The sequence below is a fragment of the Paraburkholderia sp. PAMB 6770 genome, assembly GCF_057748135.1.
The window spans coordinates 959,681-976,250 of sequence record NZ_CM173239.1; the positions used below are offsets into that span (position 1 = coordinate 959,681).

Below are 16,570 nucleotides of genomic sequence, written 5' to 3' on the forward strand. Positions count from 1 at the left end.
TCATGACGCATACCCAGTCAGCATCCGCCAGCCCGCAGTCCCATCGCCCGCATGCGCCGCAGCACGGCGCGGACCAGCCGTTTTTCGATCCGGTCGCCTACGGCAACGGGCCGGACGACTCGGTCACCGACACCAGCGAGGGGGCGGCGCTCACCCATCACACGATCGTGATCGGCGGCCGCAAGATCGCCTATACAGCGACCGTGGGCCACCTCGTGATCGTCGATCCGAGCAGTTCGCAGCCAGATGCGAAGATGTTCTACGTCGCGTTCACGGAAGACGGCCAGAAAGAAGACAGCCGGCCGGTCACGTTTTTCTATAACGGCGGGCCGGGCTCGTCGTCGGTGTTCGTGCTGCTCGGCTCGTTCGCGCCGCGCCGGATCAGGACGTCGATGCCGGGCTTCACGCCGCCCGCGCCGTACCAGATGGAGGACAACCCCGACAGCCTGCTCGATCGCAGCGATCTCGTGTTCATCAATCCGGTCGGCACCGGCTATTCGGCCGCGATCGCGCCGCACCGCAATCGCGACTTCTGGGGTGTCGATCAGGATGCGAGCTCGATCATGCAGTTCATCAAGCGCTTTCTGACGAAAAACGAGCGCTGGAACTCGCCGAAGTTCCTGTACGGCGAGTCGTATGGCACCGCGCGCAGTTGCGTGCTCGCTTACATGCTGCACGAGGCGGGGATCGATCTGAACGGCGTCACGCTGCAGTCGTCGATTCTCGACTACACGCAGTCGGGCAATCCGGTCGGCGCGCTGCCCACCGCCGCCGCGGACGCGTGGTATCACCACCGGCTCGGCGTCGCGCCCACGCCGCCCCGTCTGGACGCGTTCGCCGAAGAGGTCGCGCAGTTCGCGCGCACCGACTATCTCGCGGCGCTGCGCAAGGTGCCCGCCACCGACCCGGCGACGGTCGACAAGCTCAGCGAATACACCGGCATCGACAAGCCGACGCTGCTCGCGTGGGGCCTCGATATTGCCGGCTACGACAGCCGCGGCAATGCGCTGTTCCTGACCACGCTGCTGAAGTCGAAGGGGCTCGCGCTCGGCGCGTACGACGGCCGGGTCACGGCGATCGACACCGGCATCGCGGGCAGGATCGACCCGAACTCCGGCGGCAACGACCCGACGATGACGGCCGTCACCGGCGTCTACACGACGATGTGGAACGTCTATCTGAACGAGCAGCTGCGCTATACGTCGAACTCGTCGTTCACCGATCTGAACGACCAGGCGTTCCAGTACTGGGACTTCAGCCACATCGATCCGACCGGCGCGCAAAAGGGCATCGACGCGAAGGGCAATGTGATCCTCTACACGGCCGGCGACCTCGCGGCGGTGATGGCGCTGAACGTCGATCTGAAGGTGTTGTCGGCGAACGGCTTTTATGATTTTGTTACGCCGTTTTACCAGACCGTGCTCGACCTGCAGCAGATGCCGCTCGTCAGCCAGCAGGTGCGGCACAACCTGTCGGCGCGCTTCTATCCGTCCGGGCACATGGTCTACCTCGACGGCCCGTCGCGCACCGCGCTGAAAGGCGATCTCGCGGCAATGTACGACGCCGCGACGGCCGACACCGGCGCGCTCGACCGGGTGCGCGCGCTGCAGGCGCGCCGCGTGAAATAGCGCCGGCGCAGCCGCGCGAATTGCCGGCGCGCGGCGCGCGGGCGCGGCTCATTCATGCGCGGCGGATTTTCCTCCGCGCGATCGAATGTGTTTTAATGCCCGTGCGAGTTGACTACTACGCGTCATGGCCTGACGCGTTACCGCATGATGGAAAGAAATGCAGACGAGTTTGGCGCAACGCGGCGCGTCGATGTGGCCGGTGCGCCGTGCCCGATGCGAAGCGTCCCGCGGCGTCGCGCGTCCCCCAGGCCGCGCATTGCACAACTGGGCATGGTGCTCGCGCTCTGCGCGGCCGCCGCTCATGCCGCGCCGGTAGCCGCGCAGGACGCGTCGATGCTGGACCCGCGGGTGACGCAGCAATCGATTGGCGACACGATTTGCCGTCCGGATTACGCCGATTCGGTGTCTCCGCCGGTCGACGCGCTGATGGCGATGAAGGCGCGCCTGCTTGCCGAGCGAGGCATCAGCAAGACGGACGGCGCGCGCTACGCGCTGGATCGGCGCGTGCCGGTGCTGCTGGGCGGTTCGCCGGATGCGGCATCGAATCTGGAACTGCTGCCGTGGGCCGGCGCGAACGGCGAGCGGCGCAAGGCGCGGCTGGTGGTGCGTCTGAAGCACTGCGTGTGCGAGGGCAAGATGACGCTCGGCGACGCGCAGGCGCAGATTTTCGGCAACTGGGCAGTCGACTACCCGGGTTTCGGCGACCACGCGTGCTCGGTCGGCAGCGAAGCGAACAGCAGCGAGGTAAGCAGCGCCGACATTCCCCCGGCGGACCCCACCGACAGCCGATGATTCCCCACGCGACGCGCGCGCATGACGCCTGCACGCGTTCTCCCGGCGCATGCGCGCGATGAGGCAGACGTAGACGTACGCATGCGTCCGCAGCGCACATGCTTGCAAGGGCACGGCTCGCGGGCCCGCCGATGCCGGCCGCAAACCGCAAACCGCAAACCGCTACGCAGCCGGCCCCGCCCCGTGCCCTCAGCCCGTCAGCAGCACCGCGGCCGCACCCAGCACGCCGCCGCAGATCGCGCACGACCACAGCAGCATGCGCGTGCGCCGGTACTCGCGGTCGAGATCCTGCAGCAGCAGCGTGTGCCGGCGCGCCGTCGGCGCGTCGTGCTGCTGCTGCAGATAACGCACCGCGAGTTGCGGCACGCGCGGCAGCATCTGCGCGAGATGGGGCAGTTCCTGTGCAATGCGCGCGCTCCAGCCGCGATGATCGAGATCGCGGCGCGCAAGATCGGCGAGCACGCTGCGTGCGACGCTCCACGTATCGACGCCCGGGTGCAGCGTGCGCGCAAGCGTTTCGGCCTGTCCGAAGGTCCGCTGCGCGATCGCGAGACGGGATGACACCGCCCCGTCGAACGGCTCCACCGCATACAGCAGATGGTGAAACAGCGCGCCGGCCGAGCGCTCGTCCGGCGCAGCCGCGAAGTGGGCCTCGGCGCGCTGCCGCAACTCGGCCTCCAGCGCTTCCGTGCGCGTCGTGTGCGCCACGTGGCCCGCATCGCGATGCAGGCGCGCGAGCCGTCCGTAATCCTGCTCGAACAGCGCCGATGCGCCGTGCACGAAGAACGCGCGCTCCTGCGACGACAGGCTCGACATTGCCGCGAACTGCGCCAGCACGAGACGCCCGCGCGTATCCGGCTCCACGCTGACGCGCACCTTCGCGGCGTCGAAGCTCGCGTGGAAGAAGCCGTGCGCGAACGCCTGCTCGGTCACCACTTCGACCAGATGCGCCGCCAGCGGCGCGAGCCGCACATGATGCACGAGGAGCCCGGCCAGATCGGTGGCCGGCAGCGTGTCGACGTGCTGCGTCGCGAGCGTATGCGCGGTGCACAGCGTCCAGACGACGTCCGGCACGACGAGGCGCCGGTCGCCGTCGAAATGATGGCCGGTCTGGCTCAGGTTGGCGGCTTCGACACGCAGGTCGAAACGCGCGAGCAGCGCGTCGCCGAGATCCGCGGCAACTGCGCCGAGCCGCACTTGCCGCGCGCGGCCGGACAGCCGTTCGAGCCAGCGCGCGAGCTGGCGCAGCAGCGCGAGTTCGTCGGCGATCTGCTGCACCTGCGCGACGCGCACGAACTTGATCGCAATCTCGCGGTGACCGTTGACGGGCTCGACGAGCGTCGCGAGATGCGTCTGTTCGGCGAGGCCGCTCTGCACGGCCACCGGATCGAAGCGCGCGAACAGCGCGGCGGCCGGCCGCCCCAGCGCGCGCGACAACGCCGCTTCGACGTCGGCCGGCGGCAGCGGCGCTTCGAGCCGGCCGATTGCGTCGAGCGCGTCGTGCAGCGTCGCGCTCGCGAGTTCCGGGTGCGCGTCGACGCTTTGCAGGAACGCGCTGGCGAGCGGCCCGAGCGCCGGCAGCAGCGTATGCAGACGCGCGCGCGCAGGCCCGGACGCATGCAGGCGGCGCAGCAGCGCGATGGCCCAGTGCAGCCGGTGTTCGCGCGGCGCAGCGAGCCAGATCAGGCGCGCGCCGAAACGCAGCGCGTGCCACAGCAGTCGTAAGCGGTGCAACAGGGATCGCATGAGCCAGCCGGTCGACATCGCGCGCGCCCTGCGGCGCACGCCCAGAGTGCGCAGGTTAGCAGGGATAGCCGGCCTGTGCGCGCGCCGGCGTGTTCGCGCCCGGTGTCGCGTACTACAATACGGCGGCTTGACGAGATCCAACGAGACCCGGCGAGACCCGGCGAGGGCGCGGCCCCGCGCAGCTCAACGAACCCAGGCCGGCCGCCGGCCGGCCTTCTTCCGATGCTGGCAGAACAAAGACACCAATTCATCCTCGCGCAGGTCGCGCGAAACGGCGCGCTGTCGGTGGCGGAGCTCGTGCGCGAGCTGAACGTGTCGCGCGAGACCGTGCGGCGCGATCTGAATACGCTCGCGAGCCGCGGCCTGCTGGTGACGACGCATGGCGGCGCGCTGTCGACCGAGCGGCACGAGCCCGATCTCGACGTGCGCGAGGCCGCCCACGCGGGCGCGAAGCGCACGATCGGCGAGCGCGCGGCCGAACTGGTGCCGGACGGCGCGTCGGTGATCATCGACTCGGGCAGCACGACGCAGGCGGTCGCGCGCGCGCTGACCGGCCGTCACCGGCTGAGCGTCTATACGAACGACTGGCGCATCGCGCTGCTGCTCGGGCGCCGCAACGAGAACCGCGTGACGCTGCTCGGCGGCGAGCTGTCCGACAGCGAGGACGCGACCTTCGGGCTCGACACCGTGCAGCAGCTGATCCAGTATCACACCGACTTCGCCTTCGTCGGCGCGAGCGGCATCGCGCCGGACGGCGCGCTGACCGACTACACGCGGATGGCCGCGGAAGTGCGCAGCCGCATGCTGGCGGCGGGCAGCATCGCGGTGGTCGTCGCCGACCATTCGAAGTTCGGCCGCATGACGCCGGTGCGCATCAACGGCTTCGAGCGGGCCCGCTACCTCGTCACCGAACGCGCGCCGGAGCGCGCGCTGGCGAAAGCCATCGCCGCGCGCGGCCCGGAGATCGTCGTCGCCTGATGCGCGTCAGCGGACCCGCCAGCCGAGCGTGTCGAGCGCGCGGCCGATCGCGGCGACCGCGCCGCGCAGATGGTGCGCGTCGATTGCGCCGATACAGCCGACCCGGAACGTGTCGACCTGCGTGAGCTTGCCCGGATACAGCACGTAGCCGGCATCGCGCACGGCCGCATAGAACGCGGCAAACTGCCATGCCGGATCGCGCGGCGCGTGAAACGTGACGATCACCGGCGCCTGCACGTCGGGCCTCAGGAAGGGCACGAAGCCGAGCGCGCGCATTCCGTCGACGAGCGCCGCGCAATTGCGCGCGTAGCGCGCGCCGCGCGCGGGCTGGCCGCCTTCGGCGACGAACTGGTCGAGCGCGCTGCGCAGCGCGGCGACCACGTGCGTGGGCGGCGTGAAGCGCCATTGCGTGGTCTTGCGCAGATACGCGTACTGGTCGTGCAGGTCGAGCGCCAGCGACGGCGAGCGGCCCGCCGACGCGTCGAGCGCGCCGCGCCGCGCGATCACGAAGCCCATGCCGGGCACCCCCTCCAGACACTTGCCGCTCGCCGACACCAGCGCGTCGATGCCGCTGCCGCGCAGATCGATCGGCAACGCGCCGAACGAACTCATCGCATCGACGATCAGGGCCTTGCCGCGGCGCCGGCAGACGGCCGCGATCGCGTCGAGCGGATTCAGCAGGCCGGCGCTGGTTTCGAGGTGCACCAGCGCGACGTGCGTGATGCGCCCGTCGCGCCCGAGCGCCGCGTCGAGCGCGGCCGCGCTCGCCGGCTCGTCTTCGCGCAGCGGCAGCGCGACGCACGCAATGCCCAGCCGTTCGAGGATGCGCCGGATGCGTGCGCAGTACGCGCCGTTGTCCGGCACCAGCACGCAGCCGTCGCGCGGCACCAGCGTGCCGAGCGCGGCTTCGACGGCGAAGGTGCCGCTGCCTTGCAGCGGCACGCAGACATAGTCGTCTTCGCCGTGGACGATCTTCACGAGGTCCTCGCATACGGACTGGGTCACGCGGTTGAATGCCGCATCCCATGAGCCCCAGTCGTGCAGCATCGCTTCGCGCGTCGCGCACGCGGTCGTCAGCGGCCCCGGCGTGAGCAGGATCGGGTCGTTTCCAGAAATCACACAGCCTCCATCAGCGTCGGAATGGGTCAATACAGCCCTCGGTCGACACATAGTGTATTGGCAAAATGTGTCATTTTTTGGAAATATTGGGAGACGTCACGGCGCTGTCACGCAAACCTGCAATTCTTGCGCTGCCCCTTGCAGGCAACGTGCACGGCGCCGCCATGCGGGCGTCCGCCGCGCCGTCACAACAGACCAATCCGGTTTCCCGACCGTTGGGTCGATCGCCTTTCGGAGATAGCAGATGAAAAAGAACCGTCAGTTTCGCGCGGCCGCGAGGCTCGTCCGCGCTACCTTGCCGGCGCTCGTCGCGGCGGCGCTCGGCGCGGTCTCGCTGCAGGCGTGCGCGGCCGGCCGGGTGGTGCTGTACACCGCCGACGGCCTCGAAAACCTGTACCAGTCGGTGCTGCCCGCCTTCGAGAAGCAGGAGGGCGTGAAGGTCGACATCGTCACCGCCGGCAGCGGCGAAGTGGTCAACCGCGCGACGATCGAGAAGGATTCGCCGAAGGCGGACGTGCTGGTCACGCTGCCGCCGTTCATCCAGCAGGCCGATCAGGCGGGCCTGCTGCAGGCGTATCGCAGCGTCAACTACAAGGGTGTGCCGGCGATCGCGAAGGCGAAGGACGGCACATGGGCCACCTTCGTGAACAACTACTTCTCGTTCGCGATCAACCCGGACGTCGTGAAGCACCAGCCGAAAACGTTCGCCGACCTGCTGCAGCCCGACTACGCGGGCAAGGTCGCGTATTCGAATCCGGCGACCGCCGGCGACGGCATGGCGATGATCATCCTGACCACGTCGCTGATGGGCGAGGACAAGGCGTTCGACTACCTGAAGAAGCTCGAGGCGAACGCGAAGTTCCACACCAAGGGCACCGGCTATCTGGATGTGCTGCTGTCGCGCGACGAGATCTCGGTGGCCAACGGCGATGTGCAGATGGATCTGGACGACGCGGCCAACGGCGGCCTCACGCTCAAGCCGGTCTTCCTCGCGGCCGCGCCGGGCGGCGCGCCGACTACCTTCCAGTTGCCGTACGCGATCGGGCTGATCAAAAACGGTCCGAACCAGGCGGCGGGCAAGAAGCTGATCGACTACCTGATGTCGCAGCAGGTGCAGGCGAAGGTGCCGGACGTGTTCGGCATTCCGGGCCGCACCGACGTGCCGCTCGCCGGCAAGAACGGCGCGGCGGTGAAGCAGGCGATCGCCGGCGTGAAGCTGATTCCGGTCGACTGGAACGCCGTGATGGCGAAGAAGGCCGACTGGACCGCGCGCTGGAAAAACGACGTGATCGGTTCGTCGGGCAAGCCGCTCGAAGTGGTCAAGCCCGCCCAGTAACGCGTCGCGCGCCGCGCCCGGCTCGCTGGCTGGCGGCGTGCGCGGCGGCCATCGCTGTTTTTATCTGCTTGTGCCCGGGTTTGCGTCCGGGTTTGTACCTGAGTATGTGCCCGCCGTTTCCCGCAGGAGGACGAAGCCGGTGAATACCGCCAACCTTGCCTATGGCGCGCCCGGCGCCACGCCGCGCGCGCTTGCCGCGGCGGAACCGGAGATGACCGGCGGCGTGCAGATCGCGCACCTGACGGTGCGCTTCGGCACGCGCGCGGTGCTCGACGACCTGTCGCTCGACATCCGGCGCGGCGAACTCCTGACCGTGCTCGGCCGCAGCGGTTGCGGCAAGACGACGCTGCTGCGCTTCATCGCCGGCTTCGTCGAGGCGGACGGGCTCGCGGGCAGCCTGACGGTGGCCGGGCGCGATCTCACGCACGTGCCGCCGCACCGGCGCAACCTCGGCCTGCTGTTCCAGAGCTATGCGCTGTTTCCGCATCTGTCGGTGTTCGAGAACGTGGCGTTCGGGCTGCGCGCGCGGCGCGAGTCGTCGAAGGAGATCGCCCGGCGCGTCGCCGATGCGCTCAAGCTCGTGCAGCTCGGCGACGCCGGCCACGTGATGCCGGCGCAACTGTCGGGCGGCATGCAGCAGCGCGTCGCGCTCGCGCGGGCGCTCGTGATCGAGCCGGATGTGCTGCTGCTCGACGAGCCGCTGTCGGCGCTCGACGCGAACCTGCGCGCGTCGGTGCGCTCCGAGCTGAAGGCGCTGCACGAGCGTCTGCCGAACCTGACGATCGTCTGCGTGACGCACGATCAGGACGACGCGCTCGTGCTGTCCGACCGCACGCTGCTGATGCGCGACGGCCGCATCGCGCAGCTCGGCACGCCGCAGCAGCTCTACGATGCGCCGCAGGACGCGTTCGTCGCGCGCTACCTGGGCGCGGCGAACCTGCTGCCGCCGCATATTGCGTTCGCGCTCGGCGACGCGCGCCACGGCGAGCGCGAGCGCGTCGCGTGCCTGCGGCCCGAAGCATGGCGGATCGTGCCGCTCGGCGGCGGCCACCTGCACGGCACGATCGCATCGGTGGACTGGTATGGCGCGGTGCTGTCGGTGTCGGTCGTGCTCGATGCGCGCCCCGACGAGGCAGTGCTCGTCACGATGCAGCGCGGCCAGGGCATGACGCCTGCAAAGGGCGCGCGGATTTCGTTGCACTACGAGGCAGACGATGTCGTCCTTATCGAACCCTGACGCTCACGCCGACCCGCGCGCCGTTCGTGCTCATGCTCATGTGCGCGCGCGCAGCGAGGCTTCGCACGCGGCCGCGGCGCGGCGCCGCGAACGGGCCGCGCAATGGCACCTGCTCGGGCTCGCGAGCGTCGTGCTGGGGCCGCTCGTCGTCTATCCGCTGGCGCGGCTCGTGCTGCTGAGCCTGAGCGGCGGCCACGGGTTCGGCTTTCACGCGTACGCGACGTTTTTCGGCAACCCGGAGACGAAGGGGCTGATCGGCACCACGCTCGCGATCCTGTGCGCGAGCGCGGGGCTCGCGTCGCTGCTGGGCGTCGGGCTCGCCGCGCTGCTCTTTTTCCGGCCGTTTCCGGGCGCGCGGCTCGTCACGCGGTTTCTGGAGTTGTTCGTCGCGTTCCCGTCGTTTCTGGTCGCCTTCACGCTGATCTTCCTGTATGGCTCGCAGGGTTCGGTGAGCATCGGACTGCAGCGGCTCTTTCATCTGCAGGCGCCGCCGCTCGATTTCCTGTTCGGCCTCGGCGGCGTCGTGCTCGCCGAGGTCGTGTTCTATGCGCCGTTCGTCGTGCGGCCCACGCTCGCGTCGTTTGCGATGCTCGACATGCGCATCGTCGAAGCCGCGCGCAGTCTCGGCGCAAACGGGCCGATGGTCGCGCTGCGGGTGATCCTGCCGCTCGCGTGGCCGGGCATCGCGGCGGGCACGATCCTGTGCTTTCTGCTGACGCTGAACGAATTCGGCATCCTGCTGGTGCTCGGCAGCGCGCGCCTCGTGACGCTGCCGGTGGCGATCTACAGTTCGGCGACCGTCGACCTCGATCTGCCGACCGCGGCGGCGGGCGCGGTGGTCATGCTGATGATGTCGTTGTCGTTGTATGCGGTGTACCGCCGGGTCAATCGCCGCACGGCAAAAGGAGCGCACTGATGGCCGCCGGTCTGGGGAAGCCTGGGTTGCCGGCCGCGCGCCGCGCGAGCCGGCGCGCGCCGCGCAGTCGCGCTGCGCGGATGGCCGGCGGCGCGCTGGTCGCGGGCGCGGCGCTGCTGTGCGTGTGGCTGTTCGTGCTGCCGGTCGCCGTCGTGGCGCTGTCGAGCGTGGCGGCGCACTGGTCCGGCACGATCCTGCCCGACGGCTTCAGCATGCGCTGGTTCGAGCGGCTCGGGCCGAGCGATTTCGATGCACTGTCCACGAGCCTCGAGGTCGGCTTCGGCGTCGCGGTGCTCGGCACAGTGCTCGGGCTATGGTTCGCGCTTGCGCTCGAAGGCCGCGACCGCAAGGGGCTCGGCGCGCTGGTCGACACGGTCGCGATGATGCCCAACGGCGTGCCGAGCGTCGTGCTCGGGCTGGCGGTGCTGATCGCGTATCACAAGCGTCCGCTCGACCTGTCGGGGTCGGCTGCGATCGTCGTGCTCGTGCAGCTCGCGCTCGTGCTGCCGTTTTGCTACCGGTGCGCCGCGGCGGCGCTGCGTCCCGAACTGACGGTTCTGCGCGAGGCGGCCGCGAGCCTCGGCGCGCCCCCGGCGATGGTGCTGCGGCGCGTCGTGCTGCCGCAACTGGTGCCGGCGATCCGCGCGAGCCTCGCACTCGGCTTCGCGCTGTCGCTCGGCGAACTGGGCGCGACGCTCACCGTGTATCCGCCGGGGTTTGCGACGGTGCCGATCGTCGTGGTCGGCCAGGTCGAGCGCGGCTATTACCTGCCGGCGTCCGCGTTGTCGCTGATCCTGCTGCTGGTGTCGCTCGGCGCGCTGCTGCTGATCGCGGCGCGCGTGCCGCGCCGCCGCGGCGGATAGGCGCGCGTCGTGGACGCGTGGACGCGCGGAGGAAGCGCGGTGCGGAGCGTATTCAGGCGTATTCAGGAATGTGGCAAAAAATGTCAAAATGACTGAAAATATGCGAATTGTCGTGACAAGGTGTGATGGCGTTGTGGCGACATGACGGGAGAACGCGGCGCGCCCTCCGGCGGCGCCGCTGAATGAAGCATGCGCGTCGGCGACGCACAAGGAAGAGGGCGATGTCCAGTCAGACCGATACGACCGGCACGTGCACTGGCACGTGCATTGAAGTAAACGGCCGGACCTACCGGCTGCCGGCGCAGCCTACGGTCGTCGTGTGTATCGACGGCTGCGAATACGATTACCTGGAGGCCGCGGTGGCGGCGGGCGTCGCGCCGTTCGTCGGCACGATCATGGAGACGGGCACGGCGCTGCGGGGCGACTGCGTGATGCCGTCGTTCACGAACCCGAACAACCTGTCGATCGTCTGCGGCGTGCCGCCGTCGGTGCACGGCATCTGCGGCAACTACTTCTGGGATCCGCTCGCCAACGGCGGCGCGGGCGCCGAGGTGATGATGAACGATCCCGCCTATCTGCGCGCGGGAACGCTGCTCGCGGCCGCGGCCGAGGCCGGCGCGGCGGTCGCGGTGGTCACCGCGAAAGACAAGCTGCGCCGCCTGCTCGGCTGGCGGATGGCGGGCATCTGCTTTTCGGCCGAGAAAGCAGATGCCGCGACGCCGGAGGACAACGGCATCGGCGACGTGCCCGCGCAGGTCGGCTTGCCGGTGCCGGACGTCTACAGCGCCGCGCTGTCCGAGTTCGTGTTCGCGGCAGGCGTGCGGCTTGCGCAGACGCGCCGTCTCGACCTGATGTATCTGTCGACCACCGACTATGTCCAGCACAAATGCGCGCCCGGCACCGAAGGCGCGAATGCGTTCCATGCGATGATGGATCGCTACCTCGCGCAACTCGATGCGCTCGGCTGGGTGATCGCCCTGACCGCCGATCACGGGATGAACGCGAAGCACGATCCGCGCACCGGCGAGCCGAACGTGATCTACCTGCAGGACCCGCTGGATGCGTGGCTCGGCGTGGGCTCCGCGCGCGTGATCCTGCCGATCACGGATCCCTACGTCGTGCATCACGGCGCCCTGGGCTCGTTCGCGACGATCTACCTGCCGGCCGGCGCCGACGTGCCCGGCGTGATCGCGCGGCTCGCGGCACTCGACGGCGTCGAGCTCGTGCTTCCCAACGACGCGGCCTGCGAGCGCTTCGCGTTGCCGAACGACCGCGTCGGCGACATCGTCGTGATCGGCCGGCGCGACGTCGTGCTCGGCACGCGGCGCGATGCGCACGATCTCTCGGGACTCACGGTGCCGCTGCGCTCCCACGGCGGATTGTCCGAGCAGCAGGTGCCGCTGCTGTTCAACCGGCGCCTCGACGGACTCGCCGCGGGCCGGCGGCTGCGCAATTTCGACGTATTCGACCTCGCCCTGAACCACGTGGAGACAGCATGAGCGCCGCAGTGACCGATCATCCGGCTTTCCGGGCCGAAACCCTGCGGCTCGCCGGCGAACGCGCGCCGCGCGCGCGCACGCTCGACGTGTTCGATCCGTATTCGGGGCTGCGCGCGGGAACGGTGCCGATGGCAAGCGTCGACGACGTGCGCGCGGCGTTCGCGTATGCCGGCGCCTACGAGGCGAAGCTCACGCGCTACGAGCGCGCGCAGATCCTCGAACGCGCCGCCGCTCTGCTGCGCGCGCGCGCCGACGCGGCCGCCGATCTGATCGCGCTCGAATCGGGACTGTCCATACAGGATGCGCGCTACGAGATCGGGCGGGTGTCGGACGTGCTGAAGTTCGCGTCGATCGAAACGCTGCGCGACGACAGTCAGAGCTTCTCGTGCGATCTGACGCCGCACGGCAGGAAGCGGCGCGTGTTTTCGCAGCGCGAGCCGCTCGCGGGCGTGATCGTCGCGATCACGCCGTTCAATCATCCGATGAACCAGGTCGCGCACAAGATCGCGCCGGCGATCGCGACCAATAACCGCGTGCTGCTGAAGCCGTCCGAGAAGGTGCCGCTGTCGGCGTTCATGCTGGCCGACATTCTCTACGAGGCGGGCCTGCCGGAACCGATGCTGCAGGTGCTGACCGGCGATCCGCGCGAGATCGGCGACGAACTGATCACGCATCCGCTGGCAGAGCTCGTGACGTTCACGGGCGGCGTCGCGATCGGCAAATACATCGCGGCGAAGGCGGGGTATCGACGCGTCGTGCTCGAACTCGGCGGCAACGATCCGCTGATCGTGCTCGACGATGCGGATCTCGATCGCGCCGCCGCGCTCGCGGTCCAGGGCTCGTACAGGAACTCCGGGCAGCGCTGCACGGCAGTCAAGCGGATGCTGGTGCAAAAGAGCGTGGCGGCGGGTTTCACGGAGCGCGTCGTCGAACTCACGCGCGCATGGACCTATGGCGACCCGTTCGATGCGTCGAACCAGATGGGCACCGTGATCGACGAGGCGGCGGCGCGGCTGTTCGAGGCGCGCGTGAACGAAGCCGTCGCGCGAGGGGCGCGGCTGCTGTCCGGAAACCAGCGGCGCGGCGCGCTGTACGCGCCGACCGTGCTCGACCGGGTCGATCCCGCAATGACGCTGGTGCGCGAGGAGACGTTCGGGCCGGTGTCGCCGGTCATCACGTTCGATTCGCTCGACGACGCGATCCGGATCAGCAACGGCACCGCGTTCGGGCTGTCCTCGGGCGTGTGCACGAACCGCCAGGATGCGATCACGCGCCTCGTCAACGAGTTGCGGGTCGGCACCGTCAACGTATGGGAAGTGCCGGGCTACCGGATCGAGATGACGCCGTTCGGCGGCATCAAGGATTCCGGGCTCGGCTACAAGGAAGGGGTGCAGGAGGCGATGAAAAGCTTCACGAACCTCAAGACGTTTTCGTTACCGTGGGAGTGAAGGCGTGGCACTGAATCTGGACGATATCCGTGCGCTGTTCGAGTCGCACGGCAATCTCGCCTACAGCGGCGAGCCGGTCACCCAGCGCGAGCATGCGCTGCAGAGCGCGGCGCTTGCCGAGCGGGACGGGGCGCATGAGGAACTGATCGCCGCGGCTTTCCTGCACGATCTCGGGCATCTGCTGAACCGGCGGGGCGCGACGCCGACCGCGCGCGGGGTCGACGATCTGCATCAGTATTACGCGCTGCCGTTCCTGCGGCCGATCCTGCCCGATGCGGTGCTTGAGCCGATCCGGCTGCACGTCGATGCGAAGCGCTGCCTGTGTGCGATCGACGAGGGATACTTCGGCCGTCTGTCGCCGGATTCCGTGCGCAGCCTGGCGTTGCAGGGCGGCGTGTTCGGCCGCGAGGAGGCCGACGCTTTCCTCGGCAAGCCGTTTGCGCAGGACGCGTTGCGTCTGCGCCGCTGGGACGATCAGGCGAAGGTGGCAAACCGGACGACGCCGGATCTCGATCATTATCTTGCCGTGGTGGCGCGCGTGATGGACGCGCATCAGGCGATGCAGTGACGCACGCATGCAGGTGCCGCGCCGCTGCGTAAAAACAGAACCACCTGGTCACACAGTTTTCACGCGATCGTCACTGGGCTGCAAATTTTTTCGCAGGTGGAGTTGACGGGGGGGAGGAGGTTCTGCATAATCTCGTTTCTCTGCTGCAGACGCAGCAACGCAGCGAAGCAGCGCCGGAGTGAACAGGGCAGTAGCGGGGCGCAGCACGCAGCGAATGTTCTTTAAAAACATACAGCCGATAAGTGTGGGCACTTGATGCAGGGCGCGCAGCGCGGGGTTCGCAAGAGCCGCGCGCAGGGCAAAAGTATCAAAGTGTCTCACACAGTATTGAAAGGAAGGTCAGGGCTGCTTCGTCAAGGGGCAGGGCCTGGCCACAACGTCAGTACGTTGAGTGAGCGACCGGTTTAGCGGGAGACCGCGGAACCGAAAACAGTAACAGGTTTGAACTGAAGAGTTTGATCCTGGCTCAGATTGAACGCTGGCGGCATGCCTTACACATGCAAGTCGGACGGCAGCGCGGGCTTCGGCCTGGCGGCGAGTGGCGAACGGGTGAGTAATACATCGGAACGTGTCCAGTAGTGGGGGATAGCCCGGCGAAAGCCGGATTAATACCGCATACGATCTGTGGATGAAAGCGGGGGACCTTCGGGCCTCGCGCTACAGGGGCGGCCGATGGCAGATTAGCTAGTTGGTGGGGTAAAGGCCTACCAAGGCGACGATCTGTAGCTGGTCTGAGAGGACGACCAGCCACACTGGGACTGAGACACGGCCCAGACTCCTACGGGAGGCAGCAGTGGGGAATTTTGGACAATGGGGGCAACCCTGATCCAGCAATGCCGCGTGTGTGAAGAAGGCCTTCGGGTTGTAAAGCACTTTTGTCCGGAAAGAAAACCTTTGAGCTAATACCTCGTGGGGATGACGGTACCGGAAGAATAAGCACCGGCTAACTACGTGCCAGCAGCCGCGGTAATACGTAGGGTGCGAGCGTTAATCGGAATTACTGGGCGTAAAGCGTGCGCAGGCGGTGCTGTAAGACCGATGTGAAATCCCCGGGCTTAACCTGGGAACTGCATTGGTGACTGCAGCGCTGGAGTATGGCAGAGGGGGGTGGAATTCCACGTGTAGCAGTGAAATGCGTAGAGATGTGGAGGAACACCGATGGCGAAGGCAGCCCCCTGGGCCAATACTGACGCTCATGCACGAAAGCGTGGGGAGCAAACAGGATTAGATACCCTGGTAGTCCACGCCCTAAACGATGTCAACTGGTTGTCGGGCCTTCATTGGCTTGGTAACGTAGCTAACGCGTGAAGTTGACCGCCTGGGGAGTACGGTCGCAAGATTAAAACTCAAAGGAATTGACGGGGACCCGCACAAGCGGTGGATGATGTGGATTAATTCGATGCAACGCGAAAAACCTTACCTACCCTTGACATGGATGGAACCCCGCTGAGAGGTGGGGGTGCCCGAAAGGGAGCCGTCACACAGGTGCTGCATGGCTGTCGTCAGCTCGTGTCGTGAGATGTTGGGTTAAGTCCCGCAACGAGCGCAACCCTTGTCCCTAGTTGCTACGCAAGAGCACTCCAGGGAGACTGCCGGTGACAAACCGGAGGAAGGTGGGGATGACGTCAAGTCCTCATGGCCCTTATGGGTAGGGCTTCACACGTCATACAATGGTCGGAACAGAGGGTAGCCAAGCCGCGAGGTGGAGCCAATCCCAGAAAACCGGTCGTAGTCCGGATCGCACTCTGCAACTCGAGTGCGTGAAGCTGGAATCGCTAGTAATCGCGGATCAGCATGCCGCGGTGAATACGTTCCCGGGTCTTGTACACACCGCCCGTCACACCATGGGAGTGGGTTTTGCCAGAAGTGGCTAGTCTAACCGCAAGGAGGACGGTCACCACGGCAGGATTCATGACTGGGGTGAAGTCGTAACAAGGTAGCCGTATCGGAAGGTGCGGCTGGATCACCTCCTTTCCAGAGCCTGCGCCATGGCGCAAGTGCTCACGCTTATCGGCTGTAGGCATGACAGACTCAGGGGTCTGTAGCTCAGTTGGTTAGAGCACCGTCTTGATAAGGCGGGGGTCGCTGGTTCGAATCCAGCCAGACCCACCAATCTGTCGGAGGCGGGCCCCTGGGGGAAGACATGGGGGGCATAGCTCAGCTGGGAGAGCACCTGCTTTGCAAGCAGGGGGTCGTCGGTTCGATCCCGTCTGCCTCCACCAGTCCTCAATGCACGAAGCGCCTGCGGTGGCAGGGCCTGCGTGCATTGGCGATTGAGCCAGTCATGGCGGCGCGCACAGGGTGTGCGCCGGCTGTCGTTCTTTAACAATCAGGAAGAAGTAGTAAAGAGATTGGCCGAAAGCATCTCGAGATGGATGCGAGTAGGTGAATCAGGGTTGTGATTGTATCGATGTATCTCAGGGCCCTCGGAAGAGGGCAG

Annotated in this window: 12 protein-coding genes, 2 tRNA genes and 1 rRNA gene; 13 read left to right on the forward strand and 2 right to left on the reverse strand. The window is 67.4% G+C overall.

Going from position 1 to position 16,570, the window contains the following annotated elements:
- The first annotated feature begins 2 nt into the window (after positions 1 to 2).
- Both AC3AP7_RS21680 and AC3AP7_RS21685 read left to right on the forward strand, forming a co-directional pair.
- Positions 3 to 1,628, forward strand: a complete 1,626-nt coding sequence (locus AC3AP7_RS21680; protein WP_487364609.1) for a S10 family peptidase — start codon at positions 3 to 5, stop codon at positions 1,626 to 1,628.
- A gap of 270 nt (positions 1,629 to 1,898) precedes the next feature.
- Positions 1,899 to 2,420, forward strand: coding sequence for a hypothetical protein (locus AC3AP7_RS21685; RefSeq protein WP_488324864.1), 522 nt, complete (start codon positions 1,899 to 1,901; stop codon positions 2,418 to 2,420).
- Between the two features lie 189 nt (positions 2,421 to 2,609).
- Here AC3AP7_RS21685 and AC3AP7_RS21690 read toward each other — a convergent pair whose 3' ends face one another.
- On the reverse strand, positions 2,610 to 4,166 hold the full coding sequence (locus AC3AP7_RS21690; RefSeq protein ID WP_487364611.1) for an ABC1 kinase family protein: 1,557 nt from the start codon (positions 4,164 to 4,166) through the stop codon (positions 2,610 to 2,612).
- Positions 4,167 to 4,388: 222 nt separating this feature from the next.
- Between AC3AP7_RS21690 and AC3AP7_RS21695 the strand changes: the two genes are divergently transcribed.
- Positions 4,389 to 5,144 (forward strand): DeoR/GlpR family DNA-binding transcription regulator, encoded by a 756-nt coding sequence (locus tag AC3AP7_RS21695; RefSeq protein ID WP_487364612.1) that lies wholly within the window; start codon positions 4,389 to 4,391, stop codon positions 5,142 to 5,144.
- 6 nt (positions 5,145 to 5,150) lie between these two features.
- On the opposite strand, the gene AC3AP7_RS21700 is transcribed toward AC3AP7_RS21695, so the two are convergent.
- Positions 5,151 to 6,260, reverse strand: coding sequence for a 2-aminoethylphosphonate--pyruvate transaminase (locus AC3AP7_RS21700; protein ID WP_487364967.1), 1,110 nt, complete (start codon positions 6,258 to 6,260; stop codon positions 5,151 to 5,153).
- A gap of 247 nt (positions 6,261 to 6,507) precedes the next feature.
- Here AC3AP7_RS21700 and phnS point away from each other — a divergent pair, with 247 nt between their 5' ends.
- The 10 genes from phnS (at position 6,508) to AC3AP7_RS21750 (ending at position 16,352) form a co-directional block, all read left to right on the forward strand.
- A complete protein-coding gene (gene phnS / locus AC3AP7_RS21705) occupies positions 6,508 to 7,599 on the forward strand; it encodes a 2-aminoethylphosphonate ABC transporter substrate-binding protein (RefSeq protein WP_487364613.1) in 1,092 nt (363 codons plus the stop codon).
- Positions 7,600 to 7,738: 139 nt separating this feature from the next.
- Positions 7,739 to 8,836: a 2-aminoethylphosphonate ABC transport system ATP-binding subunit PhnT gene (gene phnT, locus AC3AP7_RS21710; RefSeq protein WP_487364614.1), complete on the forward strand. Its 1,098-nt coding sequence runs from the start codon at positions 7,739 to 7,741 to the stop codon at positions 8,834 to 8,836.
- Entirely contained in the window at positions 8,814 to 9,752 is a 939-nt protein-coding gene (gene phnU, locus AC3AP7_RS21715) for a 2-aminoethylphosphonate ABC transporter permease subunit (RefSeq protein ID WP_487364615.1), read from the forward strand. Before phnT ends, phnU begins: the two co-directional genes overlap by 23 nt.
- Complete coding sequence (phnV, locus tag AC3AP7_RS21720; RefSeq protein WP_487364616.1) at positions 9,752 to 10,615, forward strand: 2-aminoethylphosphonate ABC transport system, membrane component PhnV; 864 nt, start codon at positions 9,752 to 9,754, stop codon at positions 10,613 to 10,615. The genes phnU and phnV overlap by 1 nt, the downstream gene beginning before the upstream one ends.
- 221 nt (positions 10,616 to 10,836) lie before the next feature.
- Positions 10,837 to 12,114 (forward strand): phosphonoacetate hydrolase, encoded by a 1,278-nt coding sequence (phnA, locus tag AC3AP7_RS21725; RefSeq protein ID WP_487364617.1) that lies wholly within the window; start codon positions 10,837 to 10,839, stop codon positions 12,112 to 12,114.
- Positions 12,111 to 13,562 carry a phosphonoacetaldehyde dehydrogenase gene (phnY, locus tag AC3AP7_RS21730; protein ID WP_487364618.1) on the forward strand — a complete coding sequence of 484 codons (1,452 nt, stop codon included), beginning with the start codon at positions 12,111 to 12,113 and terminating at the stop codon, positions 13,560 to 13,562. Before phnA ends, phnY begins: the two co-directional genes overlap by 4 nt.
- A gap of 4 nt (positions 13,563 to 13,566) precedes the next feature.
- Positions 13,567 to 14,130 carry a phosphonate degradation HD-domain oxygenase gene (locus tag AC3AP7_RS21735; RefSeq protein ID WP_487364619.1) on the forward strand — a complete coding sequence of 188 codons (564 nt, stop codon included), beginning with the start codon at positions 13,567 to 13,569 and terminating at the stop codon, positions 14,128 to 14,130.
- Between the two features lie 443 nt (positions 14,131 to 14,573).
- A 16S ribosomal RNA gene (locus AC3AP7_RS21740) occupies positions 14,574 to 16,104 on the forward strand.
- A 61-nt stretch (positions 16,105 to 16,165) separates the two neighbouring features.
- A tRNA-Ile gene (locus AC3AP7_RS21745) sits at positions 16,166 to 16,242 on the forward strand.
- A gap of 34 nt (positions 16,243 to 16,276) precedes the next feature.
- A tRNA-Ala gene (locus AC3AP7_RS21750) sits at positions 16,277 to 16,352 on the forward strand.
- Positions 16,353 to 16,570: the final 218 nt, after the last annotated feature.

Coding starts and splice junctions, on each gene's coding strand:
- AC3AP7_RS21695 (WP_487364612.1), top strand. CDS start 4,389: ATGCTGGCAGAACAAAGACACCAATTCATCCTCGCGCAGGTCGCGCGA.
- phnU (WP_487364615.1), top strand. CDS start 8,814: ATGTCGTCCTTATCGAACCCTGACGCTCACGCCGACCCGCGCGCCGTT.
- phnA (WP_487364617.1), top strand. CDS start 10,837: ATGTCCAGTCAGACCGATACGACCGGCACGTGCACTGGCACGTGCATT.
- AC3AP7_RS21680 (WP_487364609.1), top strand. CDS start 3: ATGACGCATACCCAGTCAGCATCCGCCAGCCCGCAGTCCCATCGCCCG.
- AC3AP7_RS21685 (WP_488324864.1), top strand. CDS start 1,899: ATGGTGCTCGCGCTCTGCGCGGCCGCCGCTCATGCCGCGCCGGTAGCC.
- phnV (WP_487364616.1), top strand. CDS start 9,752: ATGGCCGCCGGTCTGGGGAAGCCTGGGTTGCCGGCCGCGCGCCGCGCG.
- AC3AP7_RS21690 (WP_487364611.1), bottom strand. CDS start 4,166: ATGCGATCCCTGTTGCACCGCTTACGACTGCTGTGGCACGCGCTGCGT.
- phnY (WP_487364618.1), top strand. CDS start 12,111: ATGAGCGCCGCAGTGACCGATCATCCGGCTTTCCGGGCCGAAACCCTG.
- phnS (WP_487364613.1), top strand. CDS start 6,508: ATGAAAAAGAACCGTCAGTTTCGCGCGGCCGCGAGGCTCGTCCGCGCT.